Origin of the sequence: Arthrobacter sp. FW306-06-A (genome assembly GCF_021870055.1) — a bacterium.
Taxonomy (GTDB): domain Bacteria; phylum Actinomycetota; class Actinomycetes; order Actinomycetales; family Micrococcaceae; genus Arthrobacter.
On sequence record NZ_CP084552.1, the window covers coordinates 421241 to 447890 of the forward strand.

The 26650-nt window shown below is 66.6% G+C and carries 28 protein-coding genes and 1 tRNA gene; 18 read left to right on the forward strand and 11 right to left on the reverse strand.

Features of this window, described 5'->3' with window-relative positions; genetic code table 11:
* Window positions 1-16 precede the first annotated feature (16 nt).
* The 3 genes from LFT49_RS02105 to LFT49_RS02115 all read right to left on the reverse strand — a co-directional run bounded on the left by LFT49_RS02105 (window position 17) and on the right by LFT49_RS02115 (window position 4386).
* Window positions 17-1573: a sensor histidine kinase gene (locus LFT49_RS02105; RefSeq protein ID WP_237429611.1), complete on the reverse strand. Its 1557-nt coding sequence runs from the start codon at window positions 1571-1573 to the stop codon at window positions 17-19.
* A gap of 282 nt (window positions 1574-1855) precedes the next feature.
* Window positions 1856-3229: a DNA repair protein RadA gene (radA, locus tag LFT49_RS02110; RefSeq protein ID WP_236800631.1), complete on the reverse strand. Its 1374-nt coding sequence runs from the start codon at window positions 3227-3229 to the stop codon at window positions 1856-1858.
* Window positions 3230-3258: 29 nt separating this feature from the next.
* Entirely contained in the window at window positions 3259-4386 is a 1128-nt protein-coding gene (locus LFT49_RS02115) for an FUSC family protein (RefSeq protein WP_236800632.1), read from the reverse strand.
* Between the two features lie 250 nt (window positions 4387-4636).
* Between LFT49_RS02115 and pstS the strand changes: the two genes are divergently transcribed.
* The 5 genes from pstS to LFT49_RS02140 all read left to right on the forward strand — a co-directional run bounded on the left by pstS (window position 4637) and on the right by LFT49_RS02140 (window position 9308).
* Window positions 4637-5758 carry a phosphate ABC transporter substrate-binding protein PstS gene (gene pstS, locus LFT49_RS02120; RefSeq protein ID WP_236800633.1) on the forward strand — a complete coding sequence of 374 codons (1122 nt, stop codon included), beginning with the start codon at window positions 4637-4639 and terminating at the stop codon, window positions 5756-5758.
* Between the two features lie 103 nt (window positions 5759-5861).
* Window positions 5862-6794 carry a phosphate ABC transporter permease subunit PstC gene (gene pstC, locus LFT49_RS02125; RefSeq protein ID WP_237429612.1) on the forward strand — a complete coding sequence of 311 codons (933 nt, stop codon included), beginning with the start codon at window positions 5862-5864 and terminating at the stop codon, window positions 6792-6794.
* Window positions 6795-7907, forward strand: coding sequence for a phosphate ABC transporter permease PstA (gene pstA / locus LFT49_RS02130; RefSeq protein WP_237429613.1), 1113 nt, complete (start codon window positions 6795-6797; stop codon window positions 7905-7907).
* A gap of 71 nt (window positions 7908-7978) precedes the next feature.
* The gene (gene pstB, locus LFT49_RS02135; protein WP_018770927.1) at window positions 7979-8758 is read left to right on the forward strand and encodes a phosphate ABC transporter ATP-binding protein PstB; all 780 of its coding nucleotides are present in this window, start codon (window positions 7979-7981) and stop codon (window positions 8756-8758) included.
* 91 nt (window positions 8759-8849) lie between these two features.
* The gene (locus LFT49_RS02140; protein ID WP_237429614.1) at window positions 8850-9308 is read left to right on the forward strand and encodes a hypothetical protein; all 459 of its coding nucleotides are present in this window, start codon (window positions 8850-8852) and stop codon (window positions 9306-9308) included.
* A 13-nt stretch (window positions 9309-9321) separates the two neighbouring features.
* Here the strand turns inward: LFT49_RS02140 and LFT49_RS02145 are convergent, their stop codons facing one another.
* The 4 genes from LFT49_RS02145 to LFT49_RS02160 form a co-directional block, all read right to left on the reverse strand.
* Window positions 9322-9729, reverse strand: a complete 408-nt coding sequence (locus LFT49_RS02145) for a hypothetical protein (RefSeq protein WP_236800637.1) — start codon at window positions 9727-9729, stop codon at window positions 9322-9324.
* Window positions 9730-9909: 180 nt separating this feature from the next.
* Window positions 9910-10920, reverse strand: a complete 1011-nt coding sequence (locus LFT49_RS02150) for an inorganic phosphate transporter (RefSeq protein ID WP_236800638.1) — start codon at window positions 10918-10920, stop codon at window positions 9910-9912.
* A 1-nt stretch (window position 10921) separates the two neighbouring features.
* A complete protein-coding gene (locus tag LFT49_RS02155) occupies window positions 10922-11539 on the reverse strand; it encodes a DUF47 domain-containing protein (RefSeq protein WP_236800639.1) in 618 nt (205 codons plus the stop codon).
* Between the two features lie 314 nt (window positions 11540-11853).
* The gene (locus LFT49_RS02160) at window positions 11854-12513 is read right to left on the reverse strand and encodes a hypothetical protein (RefSeq protein WP_236800640.1); all 660 of its coding nucleotides are present in this window, start codon (window positions 12511-12513) and stop codon (window positions 11854-11856) included.
* Between the two features lie 210 nt (window positions 12514-12723).
* Here LFT49_RS02160 and LFT49_RS02165 point away from each other — a divergent pair.
* A tRNA-Lys gene (locus LFT49_RS02165) sits at window positions 12724-12796 on the forward strand.
* A gap of 292 nt (window positions 12797-13088) precedes the next feature.
* Here LFT49_RS02165 and LFT49_RS02170 read toward each other — a convergent pair.
* On the reverse strand, window positions 13089-13688 hold the full coding sequence (locus tag LFT49_RS02170) for a M23 family metallopeptidase (protein WP_237429615.1): 600 nt from the start codon (window positions 13686-13688) through the stop codon (window positions 13089-13091).
* Between the two features lie 34 nt (window positions 13689-13722).
* Window positions 13723-14064: a YciI family protein gene (locus tag LFT49_RS02175; protein ID WP_237429616.1), complete on the reverse strand. Its 342-nt coding sequence runs from the start codon at window positions 14062-14064 to the stop codon at window positions 13723-13725.
* Between the two features lie 149 nt (window positions 14065-14213).
* On the opposite strand from LFT49_RS02175, the gene LFT49_RS02180 reads away from it, so the two are divergent.
* From LFT49_RS02180 to LFT49_RS02200, 5 genes are all read left to right on the forward strand, one after another.
* Window positions 14214-15233 carry a LacI family DNA-binding transcriptional regulator gene (locus LFT49_RS02180; RefSeq protein WP_236800643.1) on the forward strand — a complete coding sequence of 340 codons (1020 nt, stop codon included), beginning with the start codon at window positions 14214-14216 and terminating at the stop codon, window positions 15231-15233.
* A 111-nt stretch (window positions 15234-15344) separates the two neighbouring features.
* Window positions 15345-16181 carry a DUF4397 domain-containing protein gene (locus LFT49_RS02185; RefSeq protein ID WP_237429617.1) on the forward strand — a complete coding sequence of 279 codons (837 nt, stop codon included), beginning with the start codon at window positions 15345-15347 and terminating at the stop codon, window positions 16179-16181.
* A 111-nt stretch (window positions 16182-16292) separates the two neighbouring features.
* Complete coding sequence (locus LFT49_RS02190) at window positions 16293-17021, forward strand: class F sortase (RefSeq protein ID WP_236821078.1); 729 nt, start codon at window positions 16293-16295, stop codon at window positions 17019-17021.
* A gap of 29 nt (window positions 17022-17050) precedes the next feature.
* The gene (locus LFT49_RS02195; protein WP_373462174.1) at window positions 17051-17665 is read left to right on the forward strand and encodes an RNA polymerase sigma factor; all 615 of its coding nucleotides are present in this window, start codon (window positions 17051-17053) and stop codon (window positions 17663-17665) included.
* Entirely contained in the window at window positions 17652-18461 is an 810-nt protein-coding gene (locus LFT49_RS02200) for an anti-sigma factor (protein WP_237429618.1), read from the forward strand. Before LFT49_RS02195 ends, LFT49_RS02200 begins: the two co-directional genes overlap by 14 nt.
* On the opposite strand, the gene LFT49_RS02205 is transcribed toward LFT49_RS02200, so the two are convergent.
* Both LFT49_RS02205 and LFT49_RS02210 read right to left on the reverse strand, forming a co-directional pair.
* On the reverse strand, window positions 18451-18927 hold the full coding sequence (locus tag LFT49_RS02205; RefSeq protein ID WP_237429619.1) for a hypothetical protein: 477 nt from the start codon (window positions 18925-18927) through the stop codon (window positions 18451-18453). The genes LFT49_RS02200 and LFT49_RS02205 overlap by 11 nt on opposite strands.
* A 108-nt stretch (window positions 18928-19035) precedes the next feature.
* Complete coding sequence (locus tag LFT49_RS02210; RefSeq protein WP_237429620.1) at window positions 19036-19980, reverse strand: ANTAR domain-containing response regulator; 945 nt, start codon at window positions 19978-19980, stop codon at window positions 19036-19038.
* A gap of 313 nt (window positions 19981-20293) precedes the next feature.
* On the opposite strand from LFT49_RS02210, the gene arfA reads away from it, so the two are divergent.
* The 7 genes from arfA (at window position 20294) to ureC (ending at window position 26617) form a co-directional block, all read left to right on the forward strand.
* Complete coding sequence (gene arfA / locus LFT49_RS02215) at window positions 20294-21820, forward strand: arabinosylfuranosidase ArfA (RefSeq protein WP_237429621.1); 1527 nt, start codon at window positions 20294-20296, stop codon at window positions 21818-21820.
* A gap of 58 nt (window positions 21821-21878) precedes the next feature.
* The gene (locus tag LFT49_RS02220) at window positions 21879-22466 is read left to right on the forward strand and encodes an HhH-GPD-type base excision DNA repair protein (protein WP_236800654.1); all 588 of its coding nucleotides are present in this window, start codon (window positions 21879-21881) and stop codon (window positions 22464-22466) included.
* Complete coding sequence (locus LFT49_RS02225; RefSeq protein ID WP_237429622.1) at window positions 22466-23470, forward strand: LacI family DNA-binding transcriptional regulator; 1005 nt, start codon at window positions 22466-22468, stop codon at window positions 23468-23470. Before LFT49_RS02220 ends, LFT49_RS02225 begins: the two co-directional genes overlap by 1 nt.
* Before the next feature lie 100 nt (window positions 23471-23570).
* A complete protein-coding gene (locus LFT49_RS02230; RefSeq protein ID WP_237429623.1) occupies window positions 23571-24128 on the forward strand; it encodes a cysteine hydrolase family protein in 558 nt (185 codons plus the stop codon).
* A gap of 94 nt (window positions 24129-24222) precedes the next feature.
* Entirely contained in the window at window positions 24223-24525 is a 303-nt protein-coding gene (locus LFT49_RS02235) for an urease subunit gamma (protein WP_236800658.1), read from the forward strand.
* Between the two features lie 11 nt (window positions 24526-24536).
* Window positions 24537-24890, forward strand: a complete 354-nt coding sequence (locus tag LFT49_RS02240) for an urease subunit beta (protein ID WP_237429624.1) — start codon at window positions 24537-24539, stop codon at window positions 24888-24890.
* Complete coding sequence (gene ureC / locus LFT49_RS02245) at window positions 24887-26617, forward strand: urease subunit alpha (protein ID WP_237429625.1); 1731 nt, start codon at window positions 24887-24889, stop codon at window positions 26615-26617. Before LFT49_RS02240 ends, ureC begins: the two co-directional genes overlap by 4 nt.
* Window positions 26618-26650 lie beyond the last annotated feature (33 nt).

Genomic DNA, 26650 nt, shown 5'->3' on the forward strand with positions numbered 1-26650 from the left:
ATCAAGCCGGAACCGCTCACGATGCCGGCAGGACGAAGGTTACGGTGGTGCCCACGCCTGGCTCGCTGTCCAGGCTGATTGATCCTCCATGGCCCTCGATAATCGTCTTGCTGACTGACAGTCCCAGGCCTGCGCCGGGTATGGCTGTTTCGCGTGAGCGCGCCGAACGGAAGAACTTGGTGAACGCCTGTTCCTGCTCCTCCCCAGTCATCCCCAAGCCGGTGTCCGAAACGGTGCAGACCAGGTCTGCGCCGCTCCGGCGGCCTGTGACAGTGATCGAGCTGCCGTCCGGGGAGTATTTGATGGCGTTCGAGAGCAGGTTCTGGATCACCTGGCTGATCCGCTTCGGGTCCATCCTGCCGGGCAGCGGCTGCTCGGCATCGAGCGCCAGCTGCAGCCCGCTGCTGGCCGCCTTGGGCAAGGCAGCGTCGACCTCGACGGCGAGCAGCGGGGCCAGGTCCGTCTCCTCCAAGGACAGGTCAACCCGCTCGGACGCCACGGCGATCAGGTCGTTGACCAGGTTCAGCAGGTGCTCTGCATTGCGGCGGACCACGAGGAGCTCTTCCTGGATCTCCTCGTGCCCGGGTTCGTCCAGGACCAGTTCCAGGTAGCCGAGGATTGAGGTGAGCGGGGTCCGGAGTTCGTGCGAGACGGTGGCAACAAAGTTGTCTTTCGCCGCGAGCGCGTTAATCAGGCTGGTCACGTCCACGAAAGTGATGACGGCACCGCCCTCCTGCCCGCCGGACGGAGGGAAAGACTGCGAGCTTACGGAGTAGGCGCGCTGGCGGTCGGCAGGACCGGCCCAGTACAACTCGTCAGTGAACGCTTCCCCTGCGGCGGCGCGGGCTGCGGGAAGCTGGTGGAGCATGACAGGGGTGGAGCGATCGGCGGACATCAGCAGCCCCGGCCCGCCGGCAGCGCCGCTTCCACCCGTGGACCCAATGACGTCTGCCAGGACGGGGTCCGACCGCATGGCCCTGTTGGCCAGGACGGTGTTTCCCTTGGCATCCACCACCCAAACACCCACCCCAACGGCCTTAAGTACGGCGTCGAGGAGGCTTTGCCGGCGGACGCTCTCGTCGAGGGTCCGTGCCATTTCGTGCTCGTTTTGGACTAAAGTCATGCGCTGGCGGCGGATGGTGGTTGCCACTACGTGCGCCGTAACCGCAATGACGGACATGACCAACGGGAGTATCAGGGTGCGGATCATGGACCCCCCTGCGGGCGGCGACCCATGCAAGGCGGCGGGAACCACTACACCGAGGATGGTCCCCGAGATGGCGAGTACCGGCATGTACGGCCGCACCTGCGCCGAGAGCCAAATGACAGGGAACACAAGCATCATGCTCAGGACGCTGAAGGCCGGGCCGCCAGCCTCCCGGGTGAAACCGATGGCGACACAGTCCAGGAGCGGGATCACCGCGAAGGCCCCCATTGGAAGACGCCCCCACGGGGTGGCAATGCACGCAACGGCGATTGCCACGTGGAACAGCAGCGCCGCCAGGAACAAGTTGTTGACCAACGTTTCCGGGCTGAAAATTGCGGCGGCGAGCACCACAAGCAAAATGGTCATGCTGACCGGCAGTTGGCTGGCAATCACGCGCTTCCGCGCGCTCAGCCCTCCGAACAGTCCGTCAAGACGGTCCGACACAACCGGCTGCACCGGTGCCCTGCCCGCGTGGGCAGCCCCTTCGGCAGTGCCCTGCCATTCCTTGGTTACCAAGCTTCCCCCAGCACAGAAATAAAAGCCTCCGTCTGCGAGAAGGCTCCCATCCACCGTACCGCCCACTGAATCCGGCGATGGATCGCCACCGGTCAGGGCGGACGCCGGCGGCTGCATATTCAACCGGGACTGCTAACCAATCAAAAGGCTGAGTGCCTCCGTCAGGTGTTCCACTTCACGCACGGAGAACCCCGGCGGCACCGGGCCCGGCCCGGTGTGGCTGGCCGGAACCACAGCGTGGGTGAATCCCAGCCGGTGTGCCTCCTGGATGCGCTGGTTGATGCCCGGTACCGGCCGGACCTCGCCGGCCAGTCCCACTTCGCCAAAGGCGATCAGCCGGATGGGCAGGGGTTTGCGGGCTTTGGCAGACGCCACCGCAAGGGCAACTGCAAGGTCAGTGGCGGGCTCGCTGAGCTTCACCCCGCCAACGGTGGCTACGTAGGAATCGTCCTTGTGCAGCAGGGTTCCTGCCCGCTGCTGCAGGACGGCCAGGAGCATGGACACCCGGGAACTGTCCAGGCCGCTGGTGGCGCGCCGGGGCTGCGAGTTGGGGCTCTCGGCCAGCAGCGACTGCACCTCCGCCAGCAGGGGGCGCCGCCCCTCCATGGTGACAGTGATGCAGGTACCTGACACCGGGTCCTTGGTGCGGCTGACGAACAGTCCGCTGGGATCGGCCAGGCCCTCAATTCCGTTCTCGTTCAGGTCGAAGCAGCCAACATCGTCGGTGGGCCCGTACCGGTTCTTAACCGCCCGGAGCAGCCGCAGCCGTGAATGCCGCTCGCCCTCGAACTGGCAGACCACGTCCACCAGGTGTTCCAGCAACCGCGGCCCCGCGATGGAACCGTCCTTGGTCACGTGCCCCACCAGTAAAGTGGTCATGTTGCGCCGTTTCGCGGCCGCGATGATGGAAGCCGCCACCTCCCGCACCTGGGACACGCCACCGGCGCTGCCATCCACGTCCGCGCTGCTGAGCGTCTGCACCGAATCCACAATCAGAAGCCGCGGCTCGATCTTCTCCACCTGCCCCAGCGCCTGGCCAAGGTCGGTCTCCGCAGACAGGTACAGGGATTCGGCCACGGCGTCGATCCGCTCCGCGCGCAGCTTCACCTGTGCCGCCGACTCTTCGCCGGTGACATATAGGACGTCCTGGGCGGTCCGTGCGAATTTGGCCGCAACATCCAGCAGCAGCGTTGACTTACCCACGCCGGGCTCACCGGCCAGCAGGATGACGGCGCCCGGAACCAGGCCGCCGCCCAGCACCCGGTCCAGTTCGTCCACACCGGTGGGCAGGAAGGCAGCCGTGGTGGCATCCACGTCCGCGATTTTCCGGGCCGGTTCCACAACTGTTGTGGCCGCCGTGGTCCGCGCCACCGCAGTGCCTGTTTCCTCAACGGTGCCCCAGGCCTGGCACTCACCGCAGCGGCCCACCCACTTGGCCGTGGTCCAGCCGCATTCGGCGCATTTGTATGCAGGCGCTTTTGACGCCCGGGAAGTCTTCGTTGCCATGCGTTCAACCCTAGCGGCGGGCACCGACACTACAGTGCGGGCAACACGTCCCTGGCCTCGTCGGCGTCCATCCCGGTGGCCTCCAGCAGGTCCACCATCAGCGGCCGGAACAACATGACCACCGTCTCGCCCTCGAGCCGCTGCACCTCCAGCAGCTTGGGATGCAGGCGCAGGGCAATCTCGCTCAGGTCCCGCCGCGCTGTGCGCAGGTGGGCGCGCCGGACGCCGTCGTGCGATTCCGCAAGGCCCAGCGAAAGCTCGTCAATCGCGGCAGCGGTCTCCTGCAGCACTTCGGCGATGCTGTCCGTCGCCTCATCAGAGAGTGCGGCATGGTTGATGGCGCTGGTGAGCCGCCTGGCGAAAACGCGGCTGTTGCGCAGCGCCAGGTCGATAAAGTCCAGCGACTGCTTGAGCCGGTCCAGCTCATCCCGGTGCCGGCGGTAGGCAGGCGCCAGGGTGGCAACCTCACCGGAGGCACGGAGTGACTGCCGCATGGCGTCGACCAGCGGCTGGCAGTTCCTGCCGCGGATCAGCGCGTGCCAGGCCTGGGTGGAATCGCTGTTCACCAGGGCGTCGGCGCATTCGCGCAGCACCTCGGCAAGCTCATGCAGCAGCTTCTGGACATCGCGGCGCGGCTCCCGGCGCGGATCCTTGGGCATGAGGATGGTCACCAGCAGTGCGCAAAGGCCTCCCACCACGGCGTCGATGCTGCGCGTGAACGGCCCGCCCGCCGGCGCCGGAAGCAGCACCACCAGCAGCGACTGCAGCCCCAGTTGGGTGGTGAAGATGGTTCCGCTGTCCAGGAAGCGGGCCAGGAGGATTGAGAAGAGAAGGACGACGGCGGCCTGCCAGATTCCGCTGCCCAGCCAGTGCAGGAGCAGGTCACCCACGGCAATCCCGATGGTGCAGCCCAGGCCCACCTCCACGACCCGCCGCAGCCGTGGCTCACGCGAGAAGCCAAGGGCGATGAGGGACGACGTGGCTGCGAACAGCGGGCCGCTGTGCCCCAGGACGTACTCCGCGAAGGCATAGGCCGCCACGGCGCAGACGGTCATCTGGATTGCCGGAACCAGCGAATTCCGGCTTCGGATCAACCCGGTGCGGATGCGGCCGTGCAGGAACCGTTTGCCTGCTGAAAGTCCTGCTGCTGGAGCCATGCCGTTCAGTCTATTTGCTGTCCGGTGCTGCACTTCGTGCCGCCACTACGGCCCCACCTGTGATCCGCGCAATGGTGACCCGGCATTTGTCAGCCAATATCCCGCCGTCGTTAATCCTCCGTTCACTTTGGACAGCCCATCCCGTTACCTGCGGCCCATAACTTTCTTGAAGGTACACAACGTACGCATCGCGCAGCAGGGTTCTCCGTCCCTGTCCCGCACCTGAATAACCCTGGAAGGGGTACATCTAGTGAAGGCACTCCGCTTCGGCCGCCACGCGGCTATCGCTGTTATCGCAGCCGGCGCACTCGCGCTCAGCGCCTGCGGTTCAGACAACGCCACTGGCACCGCTCCTGCCGGCAGCCAGTCCGCCGGCGGCACCAAGGTCACCGGCACCCTGACCGGCATTGGTTCCTCCGCCCAGGGCGCTGCCATGGACGCCTGGAAGACCAACTTCGCTTCCGCCAACTCCGGCGCCAGCGTGCAGTACTCCCCGGACGGCTCCGGCGCGGGCCGCAAGGCCATCCTGGACGGCTCAGCCCAGTTCGCCGGCTCTGACGCCTACCTGAAGGATGACGAATACGCCTCCTCCAAGTCCGTCTGCGGCCCCGAGGGCGCCATCAACGTCCCGGTCTACATCTCCCCGATCGCCGTGGCCTTCAACGTTCCCGGCGTCACCGACCTGAAGCTGGACGCCACCACCGTGGCCAAGATCTTCCGCGGCCAGATCGCCAAGTGGAACGATCCCGCCATCGCCGCCCTGAACGCCGGCGTCTCCCTGCCCGACCTGAAGGTCACCCCGGTGAACCGTTCCGACGACTCCGGCACCACCCAGAACTTCACCGACTACCTGGCCGCAGCGGCACCCGAGGTCTGGACCGACAAGGCCGCCGGTGTCTGGCCCGCCAGCCTTCAGGGTGAAAATGCCAAGGGCACTTCCGGCGTGGTCAAGACCGTCACGGACACCCCCGGCGCCGTGACTTACGCTGACGACTCCGCAGTGAGCGGCAAGCTCGGCGTGGCCCAGATCAAGGTGGGCGATTCCTTCACCAAGATCTCGGCTGACGCCGCTGCGAAGGCCGTGGACGCAGGCAAGCCGGTTGAAGGCCGCGCCGCCAACGACCTCTCCATCAAGCTGGACCGCAAGACCACCATCGCCGGCGCCTACCCGATCGTCCTGGTGTCCTTCCACGTCCTGTGCACCACCTACGACAAGCAGGAGACCGTTGACCTGGTCAAGGCCTTCGAGCACTACGTAGTTTCCGCAGAGGGCCAGAAGGCCGCAGCCGAGTCGGCCAAGTCCGCCCCGCTGTCCTCGGACCTCGCCGCAAAGGCTGCCAAGGCCGTCGACTCGATCAAGGTCAAGTCCTAGCCAACGCTGCAAAACCGGGTTCCCCGCCTGCCGGAAGGCAGTGCGGGGAACTTGGCTTTGCACCCCGCCTCCTCAATCCAGCAACGAATCGAAGGGCCGTCGAATGACCGCCACCTCCCTGACCAGTACCCAGGGCGCCGGGCGCGCCGGGGACAAAGTCTTTTCCGGCGCCGCGCTGGCAGCCGGCTGCCTGATCCTCGCCGTCCTCTTCGGCGTCGCGCTCTTCCTGGTAGTCCAGGCAATTCCCGCGCTGACCGCTCCCGCCGACAAAATTCAGGGCGGCCAGGGCTTCTTCGCCTACATCTGGCCGATCGTGATCGGCACGCTCATCGCCGCGGTCATCGCGCTGGTGATCGCCACCCCCATCGCCATTGGCGTGGCACTGTTCATCTCCCACTTCGCACCCCGTCGCCTGGCCTTCGGGCTCGGCTATGTGGTGGACCTGCTGGCCGCCATCCCTTCCGTGGTCTACGGCGCCTGGGGTGCGGCCTTCCTGGCCAAGGAGATTTCGCCTGCCTATGGCTGGCTCGCAGCGAACATGGGCTGGCTGCCCATCTTCGAGGGTCCGGCCTCCACCACCGGCAAGACCATCCTCACGGCCGGCATTGTCCTGGCCGTCATGGTCCTGCCGATCATCACCTCATTGTCGCGCGAAATCTTCCTGCAGACCCCCAAGCTGCACGAAGAAGCCGCGCTGGCGCTCGGCGCCACCCGCTGGGAAATGATCAAGATGGCCGTGCTGCCCTTCGCCCGTCCGGGCATCATCAGCGCCGTCATGCTGGGCCTGGGCCGCGCACTGGGCGAGACCATGGCCGTAGCACTGGTGCTCTCTTCCGGCGCCCTGACGGCCAGCCTGATCCAGTCCGGAAACCAGACCATCGCTGCCGAGATCGCCCTGAACTTCCCCGAAGCCAGCGGCATCAAAGTCAGCACCCTGATCGCCGCCGGCCTGGTGCTGTTCATCATCACCCTGGCCGTGAACATGATCGCGCGCTGGGTCATCACCCGGCACAAAGAATTTTCGGGAGCCAACTAAATGACCTCCACGCTTACCCCCGTCCGCAGCAAGCGGTCGGCACTGACCAAGGGCCAGCTGCCCAAGTACGCACCCTACGCCGTGCTGGGTGCGGCCCTGGTTGTCGGCGCTGCCATCATGGCCCTGATCGGCTTCAACCCGTTTGGCTGGGGAGTGGTCTCCGCGGTCCTGTTCGCTGTGGGCCTGGTCTCCTGGAGTGCGGCCGTGGAAGGCTCCCGCAAGGCAAAGGACAAGCTGGCCACCTGCCTTGTGGTGGGCTCGTTCCTGGTGGCGCTGCTGCCGCTGGTTTCGGTCATCTGGACCGTGCTGGTCAACGGCATCCCCGGACTCCTCGACCCCGGATTCCTCACTACCTCCATGAACGGCGTCACGGGCGCCTTCGATAACAAGTCCGTGGAGAGCGGCGCCCCGGTAATGGGCGGCATCTACCACGCGCTCCTGGGCACCGTGCAGATCACCCTGCTGGCCACCGTGATCTCCGTCCCCGTGGGGCTGCTTACCGCCATCTACCTGGTGGAGTACGGCCAGGACGGCCGCCTGGCGAGGGCCATCACGTTTTTCGTGGATGTCATGACCGGCATTCCCTCGATCGTGGCCGGCCTGTTCGCCGCCGCATTCTTCTTCGTGGTGGTGGGCCCCGGCACCAAGACCGGTGCGGTGGCCGCCGTCGCGCTTTCCGTGCTGATGATCCCCGTGGTGGTCCGCTCCAGCGAGGAAATGCTCAAGATCGTCCCCAACGAACTCCGTGAGGCCGCGTACGCCCTGGGTGTGCGCAAGTGGCGGACCATCCTCAAGGTGGTTATCCCGACGGCGATCTCCGGCATCGCGTCCGGCGTCACCCTGGCCATCGCCCGGGTCATCGGCGAGACGGCGCCCATCCTGGTCACCGCCGGCTTCGCCACCAGCATCAACTCGAATGTGTTCGGCGGCTGGATGGCCTCGCTGCCCACCTTCATCTACACCCAGATCCTCAACCCCACCTCGCCCTCCAACCCGGACCCGTCCTCGCAGCGGGCATGGGGTGCGGCGCTGGTGCTGATCATCCTGGTGATGGTCCTGAACCTCGTGGCACGCCTGATCGCCAGGATCTTCGCCCCCAAAACGGGCCGGTAACCAGACCGCCTGCTTTCCGCCCACCCGCGGAACCTAGACTTCAACCCATACCCAGTAAGTGAAGGAACACCATGTCTAAGCGCATCGACGTCAAGGACCTGAACGTGTACTACGGCGATTTCCTCGCCGTGGAGGACGTCAGCATCAACATCGAGGCCAAGTCCGTCACCGCGTTCATCGGCCCCTCCGGCTGCGGAAAGTCCACCTTCCTCCGCACCCTGAACCGCATGCACGAAGTCATCCCCGGCGCCCGCGTCGAGGGCGAGGTCCTGCTGGACGGCGACAACCTGTACGGCCCTGGCGTGGACCCCGTGACCGTGCGGTCGCAGATCGGCATGGTCTTCCAGCGCCCCAACCCGTTCCCCACCATGTCCATCAGGGACAACGTGCTGGCCGGCGTCAAGCTGAACAACAAGAAGATCTCCAAGGGTGAAGCCGACGTCCTGGTGGAGCGCTCGCTCAAGGGCGCCAACCTGTGGAACGAGGTCAAGGACCGGCTGGAGAAGCCCGGCTCCGGTCTCTCCGGCGGGCAGCAGCAGCGCCTCTGCATTGCCCGCGCCATCGCCGTGGAGCCGCAGGTGATCCTCATGGATGAGCCCTGCTCCGCCTTGGACCCCATCTCCACCCTGGCCATCGAGGACCTCATCAATGAGCTCAAGGACCAGTACACCGTGGTGATCGTGACTCACAACATGCAGCAGGCTGCACGTGTCTCGGACCGGACCGCTTTCTTCAACATCGCGGGCACCGGTAAGCCGGGCAAGCTGATTGAGTACGGCGACACCCACACCATCTTCAGCAACCCTGTCCAGAAGGCCACCGAGGACTACGTTTCCGGCCGCTTTGGATAAGCCCGCTCCCGTTGGCGCTCTGGGAGTTCGTTTAGTACGCTCATCTAGATACTTACGGAACTAGTAGTAAGCCAGCTTAAGGAGTTTTGCCATGACGCAGACGGCCAGCAGCCCTCTGGGCCCCCAGCTTACGGTTTCCGTACCCGCAGTAGGCGCAGGTGCAGCAGTGCAGAGTGCGGTCCTCCCGGATCCCGTGTTGCCTGAAATCGTGCTGCCCGACCCTGTCCTGCCGGCGGAGGGTTTTGCCGCCGCCGCCGGTTTGGCCGGGCCCCTCGCGGCCGGACCCTTGGCACCGGAACTCGAACCCCACCTTGCGGTGGCTGCCGAGGAGGAGGACGTCCTGTCCGTGGTCTGGCGCACCAGTTCGCTCGTTGAAAGCATGCAGTGGGAACTGGACAACGCCCAGGAGTCCCTGCGGCAGGCAGTCCGCGCAGCCTCTACTGCCGGAATCACGCAGGATGAGCTCTGTTCAGCCGCGAACCTGACGGCGGAGGAGCTGGCCGCCGTCCTTCAGTCCGCGCCAGGTGGTGCCGCGGGCATCCAGCTGTAGTAAGGCGCCGGGACTACTCCGGGACTTCCAGCTGGAATCCGCACTGGCAGCGCAGCACGCGGGTGGGCAGGGACACGGCGTTGAGGCTGCGGCCGGTCCTGCTGCTGCGGTAGCAGAGCCGCTCAACCTCGAACTCGGCTTCCTCCATGGGAAAACCGCAGTGGATGTAGTCGTCCCCGAAGATGACCACCTTCGCCATCCACCGGACCTGGTTGAGCGCTGCCGCGACGTCGGTGGCGTAGGCGGTGTGCTCCTGGAACAGGTTGCAGTCGTTGCAGGTGTAGGAGACTGTCACCAGGTCTCCGCCCGCGGCTCCGATGGCCGTGATGGCGTGGATGGTCAGCTGGTGCTCAGTTCCACAGGCCTCGCACTGGGGCTGCCGGGGCTGTGGCAGGGGGCGCCGGGAATACGGGAAAGACATGACGCGTGCTCATTTCCGCGTGGTGCATCCAAGCCGCCGTGTTGCTGCAGCGGCGCTCATCCGCAGCCCTGCACACGGCGCGGACGCCGGTCCCCGGCAACATTGACCGGGGGCGCACTTTCGAATGTACGTCACGGCGGATTCCCTGTACAGGGGATCTGCACCCGCGGGTAACCCTGTCTATCCGGGGATGGGGGAGAGCGCCAGGGCCAGCACGAAAGCCAGGGCGCAGGTGGCCAGGGGAGTAAGGGCCCAGAGCCACAGGATCCGGATGACCAGCTTCCGGTTGGTCACCGAAAAGTGCTGGTTTTCCCCGGCGCCCAAGGCCCCGGCGGTGACGGTATGGGTGGTGGACAGCGGCCAGTGCAGCCCGATGGCGCCCACAAAGAGCATCAGTGCGCTGAAGGTCTGCGCCACCGAGCCGCGGAGGGGATCGATCCTGGTGATCTTGTAGCCGATGGTTTGCGAGATCCGCCAGCCGCCAAAAAGTGTCCCCGCCGTCATCATGACGGCGGAGAGCGCGGCCACCCAGGTGGGGATCCCGCCGTCGGAATAGCCTGCCGCCAGGAGGGCCAGCAGCAGCACGGCGCTGACGCGCTGCCCGTCCTGCAGGCCGTGGCCAAACGCGACCGCGCCGGCGGCAACTGCCTGGCCCCGGCGGAAGCGCTGGTTCACCACGTTGGGCTGCGTGTATCGGGCCACCCACGTGGCCGGGTACACCAGGAGGAAGGAGCCGCTGTAGGCCACCAGCGGTGACAGCACCAGCGGCAGGACCACCTGGAACAACAGTGACTGGTCCACCCCCTCAACTCCCGGGCCCCCGATCGCGAGACTGGCCAGGCCAGCGCCGGCAAGCCCGCCCACCAGCGCATGGGTGGAGGAGGCCGGAATGCCGCGCCACCACATCAGCAGCCCCCAGGCACAGGCACTGGCCAGCCCGGCCACCAGGATGGTGAGGCCATCAGCGCCGCTGGGAAGGTTGATCCAGGTCTGGCTGGCGGCGACGGCGAGCAGGGCGCTCAGGAGGGCGCCCACAAAGTTGAAGAACGCGGCAAGGAGCACGCCGACGCTTGGGGTAAGGGCACGGTTCCGCACCGCCAGGGCAACGGAGGTGGACGCGTCGCGGAAGCCGTTCAGGAAGGCGAATGCCGCGGCCAGCAGGACCACCGCGCCGAAGATGGCTGCCGCCACCTCAGGATTCCTTGACGATGATGCTGCCTACCTGGGTGGCCACCCGCCGCATGTCCTTGGTGACCTCCACCAGCTGGTTGGCGATGTCCCGGTTGCGGGAGTACTGGGCCCACTTCATGTCCGCAATCATGTCCGCCACCCAGACACGGTGGGTGCGCTCGGCTCGTTTGGCGAGGCGCAGGATTTCGATCCAGTAGTCCTCGAGGTCATCGAGGTCATTGAGCCTGCGCATCGCGTCAACGGTCAGCTCGGCCTGCCGGCTGATGATCTCCAACTGGTCGGCGGCGCGCTTGGGCAGGCGGTCCAGCTTGTACAGGGCCACCAACTCCGCGGCGGCATCCATCTTCTCCATGGCCTCGTTGAGGTACCGGGACAACGCGTACATGTCTTCGCGGGGGAGGGGGTTCACGAAGCTGCTGCGCATGTGGGTCAAAAGGGCGAAGTGCAGTTCGGCGGACTTGGCCTCGATGTTGTGCATATCCTCCACGAGCTTGCCGTGCTCATCCGCGGGTACGCCAAGGATCTCGGCCAGGGTGGCACTGGCCAGCACGATCTGTTGTGCCATCTGCGAGAGCAGCTTCAGCCCTGCGGGCTCCTGGGGAAAAAGGCGCAGCTTCACGTATTTACCGGTCTCCGGGGACTTATCAAGGCGGGGTTGCTGCGGTGTGACTTGACGCCGGCGGGCAACTGTCGCCTACTCTACCGGCCCGTAACAGCAGCCTCTGAATTGGCCACCTGGATGAGGGCAGAAAAATGGTGCCGAACCGGATACGCCTCTCGGCGGTAGGCCGCTCTAGGCGGCTAATTGTTGAAGCCCGGGGGTTTCGCGGCTCGGCACCGGTTTCAGTCTTCTACTTCACCCGTCCCAAGTCAATCTTGACAGCGGGCGCCCGCTTCGTCCCTGAAATGCGGGCCGCCGGAGGAAAAGGGAACTCAGTCCAACTCGCCCAGGCGCCACGCGTTGGCGGCGTGTTCCAGGTCCTCGGCGGTCTTCACCAACTGGTGCGAGTTCCGCGTCAGCTTGCTGGCATGTGCCTCGTTGGCGTGCTCGGCGCCGTCGGCGAGGGTGGCCTGCCCGAGCGCCACCACGCGGCAAAACGCGGCGGAACGTTCCAGCGCGACGTCGAAATCGCCGTCGAAGGCGCCGGAGAGGATGGCGTCCGCCATGCTGCGCATTTCATCGGCACCGGGCGGCTCCGCGGCGCCGGCCACCACATTGGAAACCTGGGCGGTGTCCCTTCCGGCGCGGAAGTAGACGGAGATGCGCTCGGGGTCCCGGACGGTGGCGGCGCGGAGGGCGTAGAGGCGCCAGAGCGCGCCGGGAAGGGAGCGGGCGGGGCTTTCGGCCCACATCTCGGCAATGGCCTCCAGGCCCTGCTCGTCCGCGAGCTTTACCAGGCGTTCGGTGATCTGGGGGTCGTCGCTGTCGCGGCCGTGGCGGACCAGGGCCTGGGCGGCGAGGTGGGCGGCCTCGGACACCCGGGCGGGATCAGCCCCGCCGGCGAACGGTTCGAAATCCATCGGCGCGAAAGGCTTGGGCTTGTGGTGCCGGTTGCTGCCGCCGTACGGACTGTTTCCTGCTTGCTCGCTCATGCCCCCACGCTACTCCTGTGCCGCAGCGGAAATCGAGCATGTTTGCATTCGTCCCGCTCCGGCGGAAAAGGGCCTTCACCAGTTGGTTTGGGCGCACGACGGCGGCTCCCGGACCGGGTGCGAAAGACGCGGGAACCATGGGTTAGAGTATTAACGTCCAGAAATGGATTGGGCCGGACGGGCGGACACAACGTGTTGACCGGCCGGCAGGGGCCTTTAGCTCAGTTGGTAGAGCATCGGACTTTTAATCCGTGGGTCGTGGGTTCGAGCCCCACAGGGCCCACCGTTTACGCAGGTCAGAGCCATGTTGGTTCTGGCCTGCAGGTGTTTTAAGAGCCAACCAACGCAAGCTGCGCCTGTGGGGCGATCCACCCAGCCGGAGTGTCGACTGGAAAAGCAGCATGTGCCCTACTACTTTTAGGGAAGCAAGAACGCACGTCCCCCCAATGTGCGGAGCAGCTAAAGGGAAGCCCCTCACGGATCGAGTCAAGGACGTGGGGGCCTTTCTGTTTCAGGCGGCCCCCTCCTGTTTCAGGCACGCAGAGTCAAGCGGACAGCCTTTCCACTGGCGGCGTTCACAGTGACAACACCGTCCCGTTCCGCGGCAGTCCGCCGGGGAAGGTGACGGGAACCGCCGAAGCCTGTTGGGGGTTCGGGGAGTCCATGGCCTGCACGTGCAGGTGCGGTTCCGTGCTGTTCCCGGAGTTGCCGCACGCTCCCACCACTTCGCCGCACTCAACCCGTTGCCCAGGCCGGACCCTGCCGCTTCCTTGCCTGAGGTGGCACAGAGCGACGAACAAGCCCGCGCTTTCGACAATCACGTGGTTGCCGGCCAGGCCCAGCCATCCTTCCCGGACCCGCCCTGCCTGGGTTGCGGCATAGCCGATTGACGGAAACCCGCGGAAAGCGGCGTGGTCAGCCTCTCCGTCGTGCGCGGCGCGCACCATGCCGGACACCGGCGCCGTGACAGTCCTGCCAAACCCCACGAAGTGTTCCGGCGGCTCGGGCCGGAACAACGACGCCAGGGTGAACCGCGCGGACCGCCCGTTCGCGTCCACCGGCGTGAAGTCGATGGCGTAGCTGGTGCCCAACAACGGCGTCCCGTGGCTGGGAACCCGGTCCGCGGGGGAGTTCTGCACCCGCCAGGAGCCGGTGAACGGATACTGCAGTTCCACCGTTAGTCCAGGTCCAGGCGGCCGGGTTCAGCGTTCAGCTGGCTGGATCGTACTGGAACGCCCGCACTTCCTGGGCGCAGCGGCAGGCGGCGGCGATCTTCGCGGCCCAGTGCAGCGCAGCGTCGTAGCTGGGCAGTTCCAGCACCGTGTAGCCGCCCTCGATCCGCGCCGTCTGGGGGTAGGTGCCCTCCGTGACGGTTCCGCCGCCGTCCACCATGACCGGCGGGACGCTCTCGTCGATGCCGCCGCCGAACACCCAGACACCCGCGTCCTTTGCCTCCCGGACCACCGCATGGGCCGCGTCGGCAACCTGCTGCAGGCCGCCGTCGGGAATGTCCATGACGCCACTGGGAAACGAGATCAGGTACTTGGTCATTGGGCCGGCTCCTTCTTTGCAGACGCGGATGACCCCCATCCTTCCCATCGGGCAGGGGCAGCGCAAGCACCCATCCACAATCTGCGCTGGACACGATTTGCACCCGCGAGACACGGAGCCGCAGCGGCCGCAACAGGCACAATAGGCACATGGCAAAAACCAGCAAGGGCCGGATGCCGCGCCTGGAAGATGTGGCCAAGATCGCCGGGGTCTCCCACCAGACCGTCTCCCGCGTGGTGAACAACCACCCCAACGTCAGCAAGGCGACCCGGGAAAAGGTGGAAGCGGCCATTGCGGAACTGGGGTACCGGCGCAACACCGCTGCCCGGAGCCTGGTCACGCGGCGATCGCAGACCATTGGAGTGCTGGCCAGCGAGCTCTCCCAATATGGCCCGGCCAACACGTTGGTGGGCGTCGAAAATGCCGCCCGCAATGCCGGCTACTTTGTCAGCATCGCCGCCCTGCGGGAAGTCAGTAGGGACGCCATCTCCGACGCTGTTGGCCACTTCATGGACCAGGCCGTGGACGGAATCGCCGTGCTGGTGCCGCATTCGGAAACCCTGGCCGTACTGGAACAGATGAACCTCCCCGTGCCCGTGGTGGCCGTGGGCTCGGCAGGCAGTGCTTTGGTGAGCGGCGCCATGGTGGACCAGCGCGCGGGCGCCCGGCTCGCCGTCGAACATCTCATCAAGGAAGGCCACCGGCAGATCGGGCACATCGCGGGCCCGCCGGACTGGACCGACGGTGCCGAGCGTGCGGAGGGCTGGCGCGCCGCCCTTCGGGAGGCAGGGCTGGACGATTCCCTGCTTGTGGAAGGCGACTGGAGCGCCGGCAGCGGCTATGCGATCGGCCGCGGGTTGGCTTCCGCACGCACTGCGACGGCCATCTTCGTGGGGAACGACCAGATGGCCCTGGGCCTGCTGCGCGCCTTCACCGAGGCGGGGGTCAAAGTACCCGACGACGTCTCCGTGGTGGGTTTCGACGACCAGCCGGAGGCGGGGTACTTCACGCCCCCGCTGACCACCGTCCGCCAGGACTTCGAGGAGCTGGGCCGCCGCTGCATGGACATCATGCTTCAGGAAATCGAGTCCGGCGCCCCGGTAAGCTCCACCGTGGTGCCGCCAGAACTGGTCCTGCGCGCCAGCACCGCCGCTCCGGCCTCCGCCTAGGAGCTCCGCCCAAAAAAATCTCCATGAATGTGCATCCAAATCCGGCCCTGCGCCGGTAGTAGGGGTGTCAGCAAAAAACGCCCGGCAGCCGGGCCGTTCAAGGAGATGGACATGCGCAACACAATCTTCACCGCAGGTGCCGGTGCGGCAGCCATTGCAGCCGCAATCGCTCTGGCCGGTCCCGCGAACGCAGCAGAGGGGGACGCCCAGCTTTCCGTCCTGCACGGCGTCCCCGGACTGACCGTGGACGTCTGGGTCAACGGCGAGCGCACGCTTGATGATTTCGCCCCGGGAACCCTTGCCGGGCCACTGGCGCTTCCGGCGGGTTCCTACCAGATCGCCATCACGGCCGCCGACGCCACCGACGCCTCCGCGCCCGCCATTGGCCCGGTCAGCGTCAACCTGGCCGCAAACGGAAACTACACCGCCGCGGCCCACCTGGGCGCGGACGGCAAGCCCACCGCCAGCCTGTTCACCAACGATGTCTCCCAAATCCCGGCCGGCAAGGGCAAACTGACCGTCCGGCACGCCGCCGCTGCACCCGCCGTCGATGTCCTGGCGGGCGGTACCGCCGTCGTCACCAACCTGGCCAACCCGAACGAGCAAACCCTGACCCTCGATCCCGGCACCGTCCCGGCCGCAGTCGCCGCTGCCGGCACTACCACCCCGGTGATCGGCCCTGCGGACGTGGCGGTGGCCGAAGGGACGCACACCATCGTTTACGCCTGGGGCAGCCTGGCGGACCAGAACCTGAAGCTCGCCGTGCAGACCATCGAGGGCCTGCACTCTGCTCCGGGTTCGGTGCCGGGCGCCCTCAATAGTGCCGCTGATTCTGCCGGTGCGGGCTCCACGGTTGCCACTGCCGGATTCGGCCTGGCAGCCCTGGCCCTGCTGGCCGGGGCGGTGGGCGTAAGCCGGGCGGTCCGCGCCCGGCGCGCGGAGCTCTGACGCTCCTCTGGCAGGACGGTAGAAGGCAGGGGCCCGGCCGCGCACCCGCGGACGGGCCCCTGCCGGGTCTTCCAATTGTTCGACGCACGGTGTTCCAGGGAGGCGGCAGGCATGAAGGCAGGTACGACGACGGCAGGCGGCTACCGCCATCGACATCCCTTTGGTGCCGGCGCAGCGGCGCTGGTGGCTGCTGCGCTGGTTCTTTCCGGGTGCGCCTTCGGTGATCCCGCCACTTCCGGGCAACCGCCGGCTGTTGCGGCGGTCACCGGTGCGCCGGCCGCGCCCAACACCCCGCTGCCGCCCCCGGCTGCCGTTGAAGCGGCACCTTCCGGCCCTGCCGCAGCGCTGGAAAAGGCCATTCCGGTCCGGCCGGCCACTCCACCGGCCGCTGCTGCCGCGCCTCCACCCACCTCGCTCACCGTCGCCGGCACGGCCATCGACATGCCGGTGGTGCCCGGGGGCGTGTCAGCCGGGGGAGCGATGGAGATTCCAGACGTGTTCGACCGTGCCGCCTGGTACAAGTTCGGCCCCGCCCCCGGGGCCGCCGAAGGCGCGACCGTCATCGCCGGACATATTGACACGAAGTCGGACCGGGCGCCGTTTTCCGCGCTGAAGTCGCTCGCGGCGGGAACCGTTATCAGCGTGGGGCGGGAGGGCGCCCCGGCGGTCACGTACCGCGTAGTGGGCGTGGAGCTGATGGCGAAGGACAAGTTCGACGGCGCCTCCCTGTTCCGCCGCTCCGGCCCGCATGAACTCAAGCTGGTCACCTGCGGCGGTAAATGGCTGGACGCGCGGATGGACTACAGCGACAATGTCATTGTTACCGCAGTCCCCGGATGAAACAGTTCCTGGATAAGCGGTGGCCCGCCATGTATCTCGTCGCCGAAGCCGGGAGGGAGCCGCCTGTGACGCTCCCCGGCCGCGCCTCCCCCGGGTGGGACGACGGACTGACCGCATCCTTCCTGTCCGGCGATGAGCATGCGCTGGCGGCGGCCTACCGCGAGTTCGCGCCCCTGGTGCATACGCTGGCTCTCCGGTCCCTGGTGGACCGGGCGGCGGCGGACGACGTGACCCAGGAAGTCTTCATCCGGGTGTGGCGCTCGCGGAGCACCTTCAACCCGCAGGTCGCCCGGCTCCCGGCGTGGATCGTGGGGATTACGCGCAACGCCATCGCAGATGCCCAGCAGTCATCGGCCCGCGAAGTACGCAAGGCCCACGCCGCTGCCGGGGCCGGACTGGCTGCGGACCCTGGGGCGGGAACCGAGGCCGCGGAAACCCTGGCGGACCGGCTGCTCCTGGACGGCGAACTGGAGAGGCTCGGCGAGCCCCAGGGTTCCATCATGAAGCTTGCCTTCTACGAGGATCTGACGCACGAACAGATTTCGCGGAAACTGGACCTGCCCCTTGGTACCGTCAAGAGCCATATCCGCCGCAGCCTCACGCACCTCAGAAGCAGATTGGAGGTAGACCATGCCGCATCTTGATCCGGAACAGTTGAGCCTCCTGGCGCTGTATGACGACTGGGAGGACCCGGCAGGCCGCGAGCACCTCCGGGCCTGCCCACAATGCGCGGCCGACTACGCTGCCCTGCGCCGCACGGTGGAGGCGGTGAAGACGACGCCGGACACCAGCCGCCTGTCCGTCCCCGGCCCCCAGGTCTGGGCAGGAATCCACCGGGAACTTGGCCTGGGGGAGTCCGTCCGGGAGGACCCGCTGGCTGCGGAAGCCCAAAAGGAAGGCGGGGCACCGCCCGCCGCCACGCCGGCACCCGGGACCGCGCCGCCGTCGAACGTTGTTCCCATGCCCGCCCGCACGGAAGGTGCCCGGACAAAACGTGACCGGGCGAAGGCCGCCTGGTGGCAGCGACCCGGTGCGTGGCTGGCGACAGCGGCCGCTGCCGTCCTGGTGGTTGCCGGCGCAGTCTGGGCCCTTAACCGGCCGGCGCAGCCCCGGGAGCTGGCCGAGGCCCAGCTGACCCCGTTGGCACAGCACTCCGCCGCCGGATCAGCCAAGGTGGTGGCAGCTGCCGATGGTTCACGCAGCCTCGAGATCAGCCTTAACAAGGATGAAGCCAAGGGCTACCAGGAGGTGTGGCTGATCGCCCCGGACCTTTCCAAGCTGGTCAGCCTTGGCGTCATGAACTCCACGTCGGGAACGTTCCAGGTGCCCTCCGGCCTGGACTTGTCCCAATACCCGGTGGTCGATGTGTCCGACGAGCCCATGGACGGCAACCCCGCACACTCCACCGTGAGCATCGCCAGGGGCACCCTTACGTCCTGATGCGCGCCCGGGCCCATGCGGAGATCCTGCCCCACTGGACAACAACGGCAGCGGCTGCCAGCGCAGCGCCCGCGTGCAGGTACAGCATCAGGTGGAGTGAGTGCGCGGCCGGAGCAACCGCCAACGACGACGGCACGTCCGCGGTGCTGCCGGCGCCATGGTCATGGCCCGGCAATGGGACGGCGGTGGCCGTTGAGAAGGCTGCCAAGGCAAGGTGCAGCAGTTGCTGGGCGACGGCGGATGCCGCCAGGACAGCCCAGCCCGGAAGCTGCGGGGGCGCCAGCCGTTCAAGGAGCACGGTGCCCAGGCCCAGCAGCGCTGCCAGTGCCACCACGATGCCCACGGCGGGTGACGAGCCTCCTCCCGCGACATGAGCTGCCAGTCCCAGTACGGTGGCCAGCGGTCCTGCCAGCCAAGTCAGGGCGCTCCCGCGGGTACGCGGGACGGCTGCCTGAATGCTTTCCATCGGTCTGCCCTTTCGCCGCCCGGGTCCTCATTGTTTCCTACCCATCCCGGTGGGAGTGAACCGAAGAGGCAGGCAGGAGTGGCCAGCAGGAGTGGCCAGCGGGCGTGGCTAGCGGCCGAAGTGGGAGTGCGGCGTGCCTTCCGGCAAGCGTTCAAGGATGTCCTCGGCCACCTTGCGCACCTTGATGTTCCGGTGGCTGGATGCCTTGGCCAGAATGGAAAACGCCTCCTGGTAGGAGCACCTGTTCTGGGCCATGATCACTCCGCAGGCCACATTGATGGAGGTGCGGCTGTCCAGGGCTGACCGGAGATCGGTGGCCAGCGAACGGGCGGCGTGCAGGTTAATGGCCATCTGCAGGCTTTTGGTCGCCAGGGCGGCGAAGGTGCGTGCTTCCGCGATGGCCTGGAGCGGGAAGGCCTTTGCGTCCTGAGCGAAGAAGGCGAGCGCGGCGCTGGACTCACCGAGCTCAGTATTGCCGGGGATCCCGTCGTCAGCCGGAACGTCCGCGTCAAGGCGCAGCCGCACTGCAAGGGCGCTTCCGAAACCGGCAGACTGCAGCTGGGTGGAATATTGCTTCCACCGGAAGTCGCCGTTCCTTTGGAGTACCGCTACCGGGTGGCCGCCGGACATTACATCGGTCACCGGCCCCTCGGCCATCTCGCGTTCCCAGTCCAGCAGGCGGACCACTTCCCCCGAGGTGCCGGTGATGGCCGGGCTGCGCTTGGGCTGGCGCAGCACCAGTCCGCAGCCGACGTCCAGGTTGGTGGTCCTGGCCACGTGCCCTGCGGACGCTGCCACCAGCAGATCCAGGGAATCGGACAGGGTCTGTGCGCCGTTGACCAGGTCCAGCAGGAGGCCCGGGTTAGTGGCCGCGACCTGGTCATGGCTGGCCTTCAACAGCGGTGTCCGGCCCCTTTGGAGGTCCGAAGGGGCGAAAGGGCCGGCGACGGCTGGGGGAGAGTCCTTGGTCTCGAAGGACTCCTCGTCGCCGGCCCCGCCTATTACCCGGGTCCTGTGGACCGGGAAGCCTGGGCCTACATGTCGTGCGTGCATTGGCAGTCTCACACCCCCTAGTGAGCCAAGTACCGAGAACCAGAACGGGTCTTGTCTCTGGTAAAGAAACCTAATTGCCCTCCGGCCCCCCGTGAATGCGTAGCTGGTACCTGTCTTTTCGGTTAGGTGGTACTTGGGAGCCCGGGGTTCGGGGCCGGGTTCGGGGTCTTGCCGCAGGCTACCCTGCCTTCCGCTCCTGCCGCACCGCAGAAATGCCCTGCGGGATTGGGTTTGGTACACCCCTTGACGGGCGGAGCGGCACCCCCAACAATATTTCTATAACGTTGTACATATCTAAACCGAGGATACCTTCGTGACCCAGCCAGAACCTGCTGCAGCAAAAATCACCCTTGACCCCTCGTTCGTTGTGGGGCCCGTCCGCCGTCGTACTTTCGGGGCCTTCGTTGAGCACCTTGGCCGGTGCGTGTACACCGGAATCTTCGAGCCGGACCACCCGGACGCCGACGAGGACGGCTTCCGCAAGGACGTCCTGGCGCTGACCCGCGAGTTGGGGGTGTCCACCGTCCGCTATCCGGGCGGCAACTTTGTCTCCGGCTACCGCTGGGAGGACGGCGTGGGTCCGGTGGACCAGCGCCCTGTGCGGTTGGATCTGGCCTGGCACTCCACCGACCCCAACACCGTGGGTGTGGACGAGTTTGCCAAGTGGTCCGCTAAGGCCGGAGTGGAACCGATGATGGCCGTCAACCTGGGAACCCGTGGTATCCAGGAGGCGCTGGACCTGCTGGAATACACCAACATCGACGGCGGCACCGCCCTTTCGGAGCGGCGGCGCGCCAACGGGGCGGCGGACGGCTACGGCATCAAGATGTGGTGCCTGGGCAACGAAATGGACGGCCCGTGGCAAATCGGCCACAAGAACGCGCTGGAGTACGGCCGGCTCGCCGCGGACACCGCCCGGGCAATGCGCATGGTGGAGCCGGACCTGGAGCTGGTTGCGTGTGGCAGCTCCGGGCCCACCATGCCCACGTTCGGTGAGTGGGAGCGGGTAGTGCTGTCCGAAACCTATGAACTGGTGGACCTGATCTCCGCGCACCAGTACTTCGAGGACTTCGGCGACCTGCAGGAACACCTCGCTGCCGGGCACAAGATGGAAGCCTTCATCCGGGACCTCGTGAGCCACATCGACCACGTGAAGTCGGTGAAGAAGTCCACCAAGCAGGTGAACATCTCCTTCGATGAGTGGAATGTCTGGCACATGAGCCGGGACGAATCCAAGGTGCCCACCGGCAAGGACTGGCCGGTGGCACCCGTGCTGCTGGAGGATACCTACACGGTGGCCGACGCCGTGGTGGTGGGGGACCTGCTGGTCACGCTGCTCCGGAACACGGACCGCGTCCACTCGGCCAGCCTGGCGCAGCTGGTGAACGTCATCGCGCCCATCATGACCGAGCCCGGTGGGCGGTCCTGGAAGCAGACCACCTTCCACCCATTCGCGCTGACCTCCCGGCACGCGTCCGGCACGGTGCTGCAGCTCGCCGTCGAATCCCCGCTTGTCAGCGCCGGCAAGACGGCAGACTTCGCCGCGCTGTCCGCCGTCGCCACGTATGACGCGGACAAGGGCGAAGCGGTGGTGTTCGCTGTGAACCGCTCGGCAGACTCCGCGCTTACCCTGGATGCTGCCGTGGCCGCGCTGGGCAACGTCCGCGTGGTTGAGGCGGTGACCTACGCCAACAAGGATCCCTACTGGCAGGCCAGTGCCGACGATTCCACGTCCGTCCTGCCCTCCGAAAACGGAACAGTAAAGGTCGACGGCGGCCGCCTCACCGCCGAGCTTCCGGCCGTGTCCTGGTCCATGATCCGGTTGGCTGTCGGCGCCTGACACGGCGGCTGGGAAGGCGGGGGCGTCCTTATGACGACGGCGGGCCGCAGGTGGGAGGATGGACGGCATGGAACTGCACATCACGGGGGATCCCGCCGCGGACAAGTTGTTGAGTGAGGACGCCTTCGCCCTGCTGACCGGCATGTTGCTGGACCAGCAGGTCACCATGGAATCCGCCTTCGCGGGGCCGGAGAAAATCCGGACCCGCATCGGGTCGCTGGAGCCCGGGGCCATTGCCGCACATGATCCGGCTGCGTTCGTGGAGATGTTCAAGGAGCGCCCCGCCGTCCATCGCTTTCCCGGCTCCATGGCCGCGCGGGTGCAGGCGCTCGCCGAGGCAGTCCAGAGCGAGTGGGACGGCGACGCCGCAGCCATCTGGACCAAGGGATCGCCGGACGGCGCCGAGGTGCTGCGCCGGCTCAAGGCCCTGCCCGGTTTCGGGGAGCAGAAGGCCAGGATCTTTTTGGCCCTGCTTGGCAAGCAACGCGGCCTTGAGGCGCCGGGGTGGCGGGAAGCAGCGGGCCACTACGGCGAGGAAGGCTCCTACCTCTCCGTAGCGGACATTGTGGACCCGGAGTCCCTGGCCAAGGTCCGCGCCAGCAAGCAGGCGGCCAAGGCCGCGGCGAAGGCAGGAAAAGAGCGTTAATGGCTGTCACCATGAACGACGTTGCGAGGGCCGCAGGTGTTTCCCTCAAGACCGTTTCCAACGTCCTGAACGACTACGAATTCATCCGGCCTGCCACCAAGCAGCGCGTGCAGGATGCCATCGCGGAACTGGGCTACGAGGCGAACCTCACCGCCCGCAGCCTCCGGTCCGGCAAGACCTCCATGCTGGGCCTGGTCCTGTCCGACCTCTCCGCGCCCTACTACGCCGAGCTGGCGTCCAAGCTGATGAAGGCCGCGTCCCGCCACGGCTACCGGGTGATGGTGGAGCAGTCCGACGCCGAGCCGTCGGTTGAGCTGGGCGCCCTGCAGGGGACCTTCCGCCAGCTCACCGATGGGCTGTTGTTCACGCCCCTGGTGGTGGACGCAGATGCCATTGCCGAGCGTGCAGGCAAGAAGCCGCTGGTGATGCTCGGCGAGCACATCATGGACCCGCGCTTCGACCTGGTCACCATGAAGAACGAGGAAGCCGCGGCTGCGCTGACCAGGCACCTGCTGGGTGGCGGCCGCCGTCGTATTGCCGTGGTCGGCGCCAACACCGGGGAGTCTGCCGGGACCTCGGGCCTGCGCCTGAACGGCTACCGGAAGGCGCTGGAGGAGGCGGGAGTTCCGTTCGACGCCGCGCTGATCGCCCCCGCCGAGTGGCGCCGTGATACCGGTGCCGCCGCCGTTGCCGGGCTCCTGGAGTCCGGTGTGGAGTTCGACGCCGTCTTTGGACTGAATGACGTACTGGCACTCGGTGCCATGCACGAACTGCTGATCCGCGGCGTCAAGGTGCCGCAGGACGTGGCGGTGGCCGGCTTTGACGACATCGACGAGGCCCGGTTCGCGTCCCCGTCCCTGACCACCGTCTCGCCGGGCATGGACGAGATCGCCGAGCGTTCCATCGACCTGCTGCTGGACCGGATCGCCGGCCGCGAGACGTCGGAACAGGGTGTGCATGTGGAGGCCGGGTTCGAGCTGAAGGTCCGGGAGTCCGCTCCCTAACTGAACCGCACGGCACATGCCGCCTCAAAGAAGGGGGTTTCACGTGCCCCGCGCACGGGTATCTTTCCGGAAAACCGGCTCAACGAGGAAAGGTGCCCACATGATTGCCCTCCTGGTCATCGACATGCAGAACGCATTCTTCGAAACACCCGAACTGGCAGCCCAGCAGGAGCGGGTGGTGAGTGAATGCAACCGGCTGCTGGAAGGGTTCAAAGCGGCCGGACATGGCGCGCTCCTTGTGGGCACCGAACACGAGCGGGACAAGTCCACGTGGACCCTCAGCATGCTTGACGACGACCAGGGGTTTATCTTCCGCGGCAGCGAGCAGGCCCAGTCGGTGCCGGGCCTCATCAAGGAGGACCTGCCCCAGCTGAACAAGACGAGGGACAGTGCGTTCATCGGCACCAACCTGCTGGCGCGGTTGCGGAACTGGGGCGCCGGGGAAGTGGTGCTCGCCGGTGTCTCCACGCACAACTGCATCGCCCAGACCGCCGCGGACGCCTTCGCGCACAACATCCGGGTTACCTACGCCAGGGATGCCATGGCCTCGGAGGCTGACCAGGACGCTGCCGACATGCTCCGCATCCTTTCCGCCACGTACCGCCAGCCCATCCAGTCCAGTGATGAGATCCTCGCCCGGCTCAGCGAAACGAAGTAGGCAGGCGAACAGCCTGTACTGATACTCCCGAAACCTGGTGGAAACCTGCCGGGCTTACGCTGGCAGCACGCCCCAGGCCGTCGAAGGGAACCCCATGCATCTGATGCCGCGTGAGCAGGAAAAGCTCCTGATCGTGGTGGCCGCCGACCTCGCCCGCCGGAGGCAGTCCCGCGGCCTCCGGCTCAACTACCCCGAAGCAGTGGCCATCATCAGCTACGAACTGATTGAGGGCGCCCGCGACGGCCGCAGCGTTGCCGACCTGATGAGCTACGGCACCACGCTGCTCAGCCGCGAAGACGTGATGGAGGGCGTGCCGGAGATGATCCACGACGTCCAGATCGAGGCCACCTTCCCCGACGGCACCAAACTGGTCACCGTCCACAACCCCATCCGGTAAGGAGTGCGGCAATGATTCCAGGCGAGTACGTCCTCAGGCGAGAGCCCGTGACCGCGAATGCGGGCAGGGAGGCCATCGAGGTTGCCGTGACCAACACCGGCGACCGGCCCGTGCAGGTGGGTTCCCACTTCCATTTTGCCGAGGCCAATGCGGCCCTGGCCTTTGACCGGGAGGCAGCCTACGGCCGGCGCCTGGACATCCCGGCGGGGACGGCTGCCCGGTTCGAGCCGGGAGACTCACGCACGGTCCGGCTCATCGAACTGGCCGGCCGCCGCGAGGTCTACGGGCTCAGCAACGCGGTCAACGGAAAGCTCGACGGCGGTATCCGCCAGGGTGGTCCGGTCGCGGAAGGGGACAGCAAGTGAGCTTTGAGATTCCGCGCCGGCAGTACGCCGACCTGTACGGACCGACCACCGGGGACAAAATCCGCCTGGCCGACACCGAGCTGTTCCTCGAGATCGAGAAGGACCTCACCGTCTACGGCGAGGAAGTGGTGTTCGGCGGCGGCAAGGTGATCCGCGACGGCATGGGCCAGAACGGCCAGGCGACCCGGGATGAGGACGTTCCGGACACCGTGATTACCAACGCGGTCGTCCTGGACTACACGGGCATTTACAAGGCTGATGTGGCACTGAAGGACGGCCACGTCTTCAGGATCGGCAAGGCCGGAAACCCGCAGATCACCGACGGCGTGGACATCGTCATCGGCGCCAGCACCGAAATCATCGCCGGGGAACGGAAAATCCTCACCGCCGGCGGCATCGACACCCATATCCACTTCATCTCCCCGGACCAGATCCCCACGGCCCTGGCCAGCGGCGTGACCACCATGATCGGTGGCGGCACCGGCCCTGCCGAAGGCACCAAGGCCACCACGGTGACGCCGGGCAAGTGGCACATCCAGCGGATGCTGCAGGCCGCCGAGGCGTTCCCCATGAACATCGGCCTGTTCGGCAAAGGCCACGCATCCGCCGTCGAACCCCTGGCCGAGCAGATCCGCGCCGGCGCCATCGGGCTGAAAGTCCACGAGGACTGGGGCGCCACCACCTCATCGATCGACACCTCGCTGAAGGTGGCTGACGAGTACGACGTCCAGGTGGCCATCCACACCGATACCCTCAACGAGTGCGGCTTCGTGGAGGACACCATCCGCGCCATCGACGGCCGCGTCATCCACACCTTCCATACCGAAGGTGCCGGCGGCGGGCACGCCCCGGACATCATCAAGATCGCGGGCATGCCCAACGTCCTGCCAGCCTCCACCAACCCCACCCTGCCGTACACGCGCAACACCATCGAAGAGCACCTGGACATGCTGATGGTGTGCCACCACCTCAACCCGGACATCCCCGAGGACGTGGCCTTCGCCGATTCCCGCATCCGCGCCGAAACCATCGCCGCCGAGGACGTCCTGCAGGACCTGGGCATCTTTTCCATCACCTCCTCCGACTCACAGGCCATGGGCCGGGTGGGTGAAGTCATCACCCGCACCTGGCAGGTGGCAGACAAGATGAAGAAGCAACGGGGCGTGCTGGAGGATGGCGACGGCGGGACGCACGGGAGTGCGGACAGCGACAACTTCCGGCTCAAGCGCTACGTGGCCAAATACACCATCAACCCCGCTATCGCCCAGGGCATCGCTGGCTTCGTCGGGTCCGTTGAAGTGGGCAAGTTCGCCGACCTGGTGCTCTGGGACCCGGCATTCTTCGGCGTCAAGCCGGAAGTGGTGCTCAAGGGCGGCCAGATCGCTTACGCGCTGATGGGGGACTCCAACGGCTCCATCCCCACGCCGCAGCCGCGGTCCATGCGGCCCATGTTCGCCACCTTCGGCAAGGCCGTCCAGCAGTCCTCCATCACGTTCCTGTCCAAGGCCGCGATCGACGCCGGTGTCCCGGAAGATCTGGGGCTCCAAAAGGTCATCCGGCCCGTGTCCGGCATCCGGAACCTCACCAAGGCCGACCTCAAGTACAACGACGCCACCCCGGACATCCAGGTGGACCCGGAAACCTACCAAGTGACCGTCGACGGCGAGGACGTCACCTGCGAGCCGTCCGACGTGCTCCCCATGGCGCAGCGGTACTTCCTCTTCTAGTCACGCGAACTCCACATCCCTGAAAGAAACCAC

Bases quoted from the DNA above. Each gene is read 5' to 3' on its own strand.
- LFT49_RS02105 (WP_237429611.1), bottom strand. From the start codon at position 1,573: ATGACCATTTTGCTTGTGGTGCTCGCCGCCGCAATTTTCAGCCCGGAA.
- radA (WP_236800631.1), bottom strand. From the start codon at position 3,229: ATGGCAACGAAGACTTCCCGGGCGTCAAAAGCGCCTGCATACAAATGC.
- LFT49_RS02115 (WP_236800632.1), bottom strand. From the start codon at position 4,386: ATGGCTCCAGCAGCAGGACTTTCAGCAGGCAAACGGTTCCTGCACGGC.
- pstC (WP_237429612.1), top strand. From the start codon at position 5,862: ATGACCGCCACCTCCCTGACCAGTACCCAGGGCGCCGGGCGCGCCGGG.
- pstA (WP_237429613.1), top strand. From the start codon at position 6,795: ATGACCTCCACGCTTACCCCCGTCCGCAGCAAGCGGTCGGCACTGACC.
- pstB (WP_018770927.1), top strand. From the start codon at position 7,979: ATGTCTAAGCGCATCGACGTCAAGGACCTGAACGTGTACTACGGCGAT.
- LFT49_RS02140 (WP_237429614.1), top strand. From the start codon at position 8,850: ATGACGCAGACGGCCAGCAGCCCTCTGGGCCCCCAGCTTACGGTTTCC.
- LFT49_RS02145 (WP_236800637.1), bottom strand. From the start codon at position 9,729: ATGTCTTTCCCGTATTCCCGGCGCCCCCTGCCACAGCCCCGGCAGCCC.
- LFT49_RS02160 (WP_236800640.1), bottom strand. From the start codon at position 12,513: ATGAGCGAGCAAGCAGGAAACAGTCCGTACGGCGGCAGCAACCGGCAC.
- LFT49_RS02175 (WP_237429616.1), bottom strand. From the start codon at position 14,064: ATGACCAAGTACCTGATCTCGTTTCCCAGTGGCGTCATGGACATTCCC.
- LFT49_RS02180 (WP_236800643.1), top strand. From the start codon at position 14,214: ATGGCAAAAACCAGCAAGGGCCGGATGCCGCGCCTGGAAGATGTGGCC.
- LFT49_RS02185 (WP_237429617.1), top strand. From the start codon at position 15,345: ATGCGCAACACAATCTTCACCGCAGGTGCCGGTGCGGCAGCCATTGCA.
- LFT49_RS02190 (WP_236821078.1), top strand. From the start codon at position 16,293: ATGAAGGCAGGTACGACGACGGCAGGCGGCTACCGCCATCGACATCCC.
- LFT49_RS02195 (WP_373462174.1), top strand. From the start codon at position 17,051: ATGTATCTCGTCGCCGAAGCCGGGAGGGAGCCGCCTGTGACGCTCCCC.
- LFT49_RS02200 (WP_237429618.1), top strand. From the start codon at position 17,652: ATGCCGCATCTTGATCCGGAACAGTTGAGCCTCCTGGCGCTGTATGAC.
- LFT49_RS02205 (WP_237429619.1), bottom strand. From the start codon at position 18,927: ATGGAAAGCATTCAGGCAGCCGTCCCGCGTACCCGCGGGAGCGCCCTG.
- LFT49_RS02210 (WP_237429620.1), bottom strand. From the start codon at position 19,980: ATGCACGCACGACATGTAGGCCCAGGCTTCCCGGTCCACAGGACCCGG.
- LFT49_RS02220 (WP_236800654.1), top strand. From the start codon at position 21,879: ATGGACGGCATGGAACTGCACATCACGGGGGATCCCGCCGCGGACAAG.
- LFT49_RS02225 (WP_237429622.1), top strand. From the start codon at position 22,466: ATGGCTGTCACCATGAACGACGTTGCGAGGGCCGCAGGTGTTTCCCTC.
- LFT49_RS02230 (WP_237429623.1), top strand. From the start codon at position 23,571: ATGATTGCCCTCCTGGTCATCGACATGCAGAACGCATTCTTCGAAACA.
- LFT49_RS02235 (WP_236800658.1), top strand. From the start codon at position 24,223: ATGCATCTGATGCCGCGTGAGCAGGAAAAGCTCCTGATCGTGGTGGCC.
- LFT49_RS02240 (WP_237429624.1), top strand. From the start codon at position 24,537: ATGATTCCAGGCGAGTACGTCCTCAGGCGAGAGCCCGTGACCGCGAAT.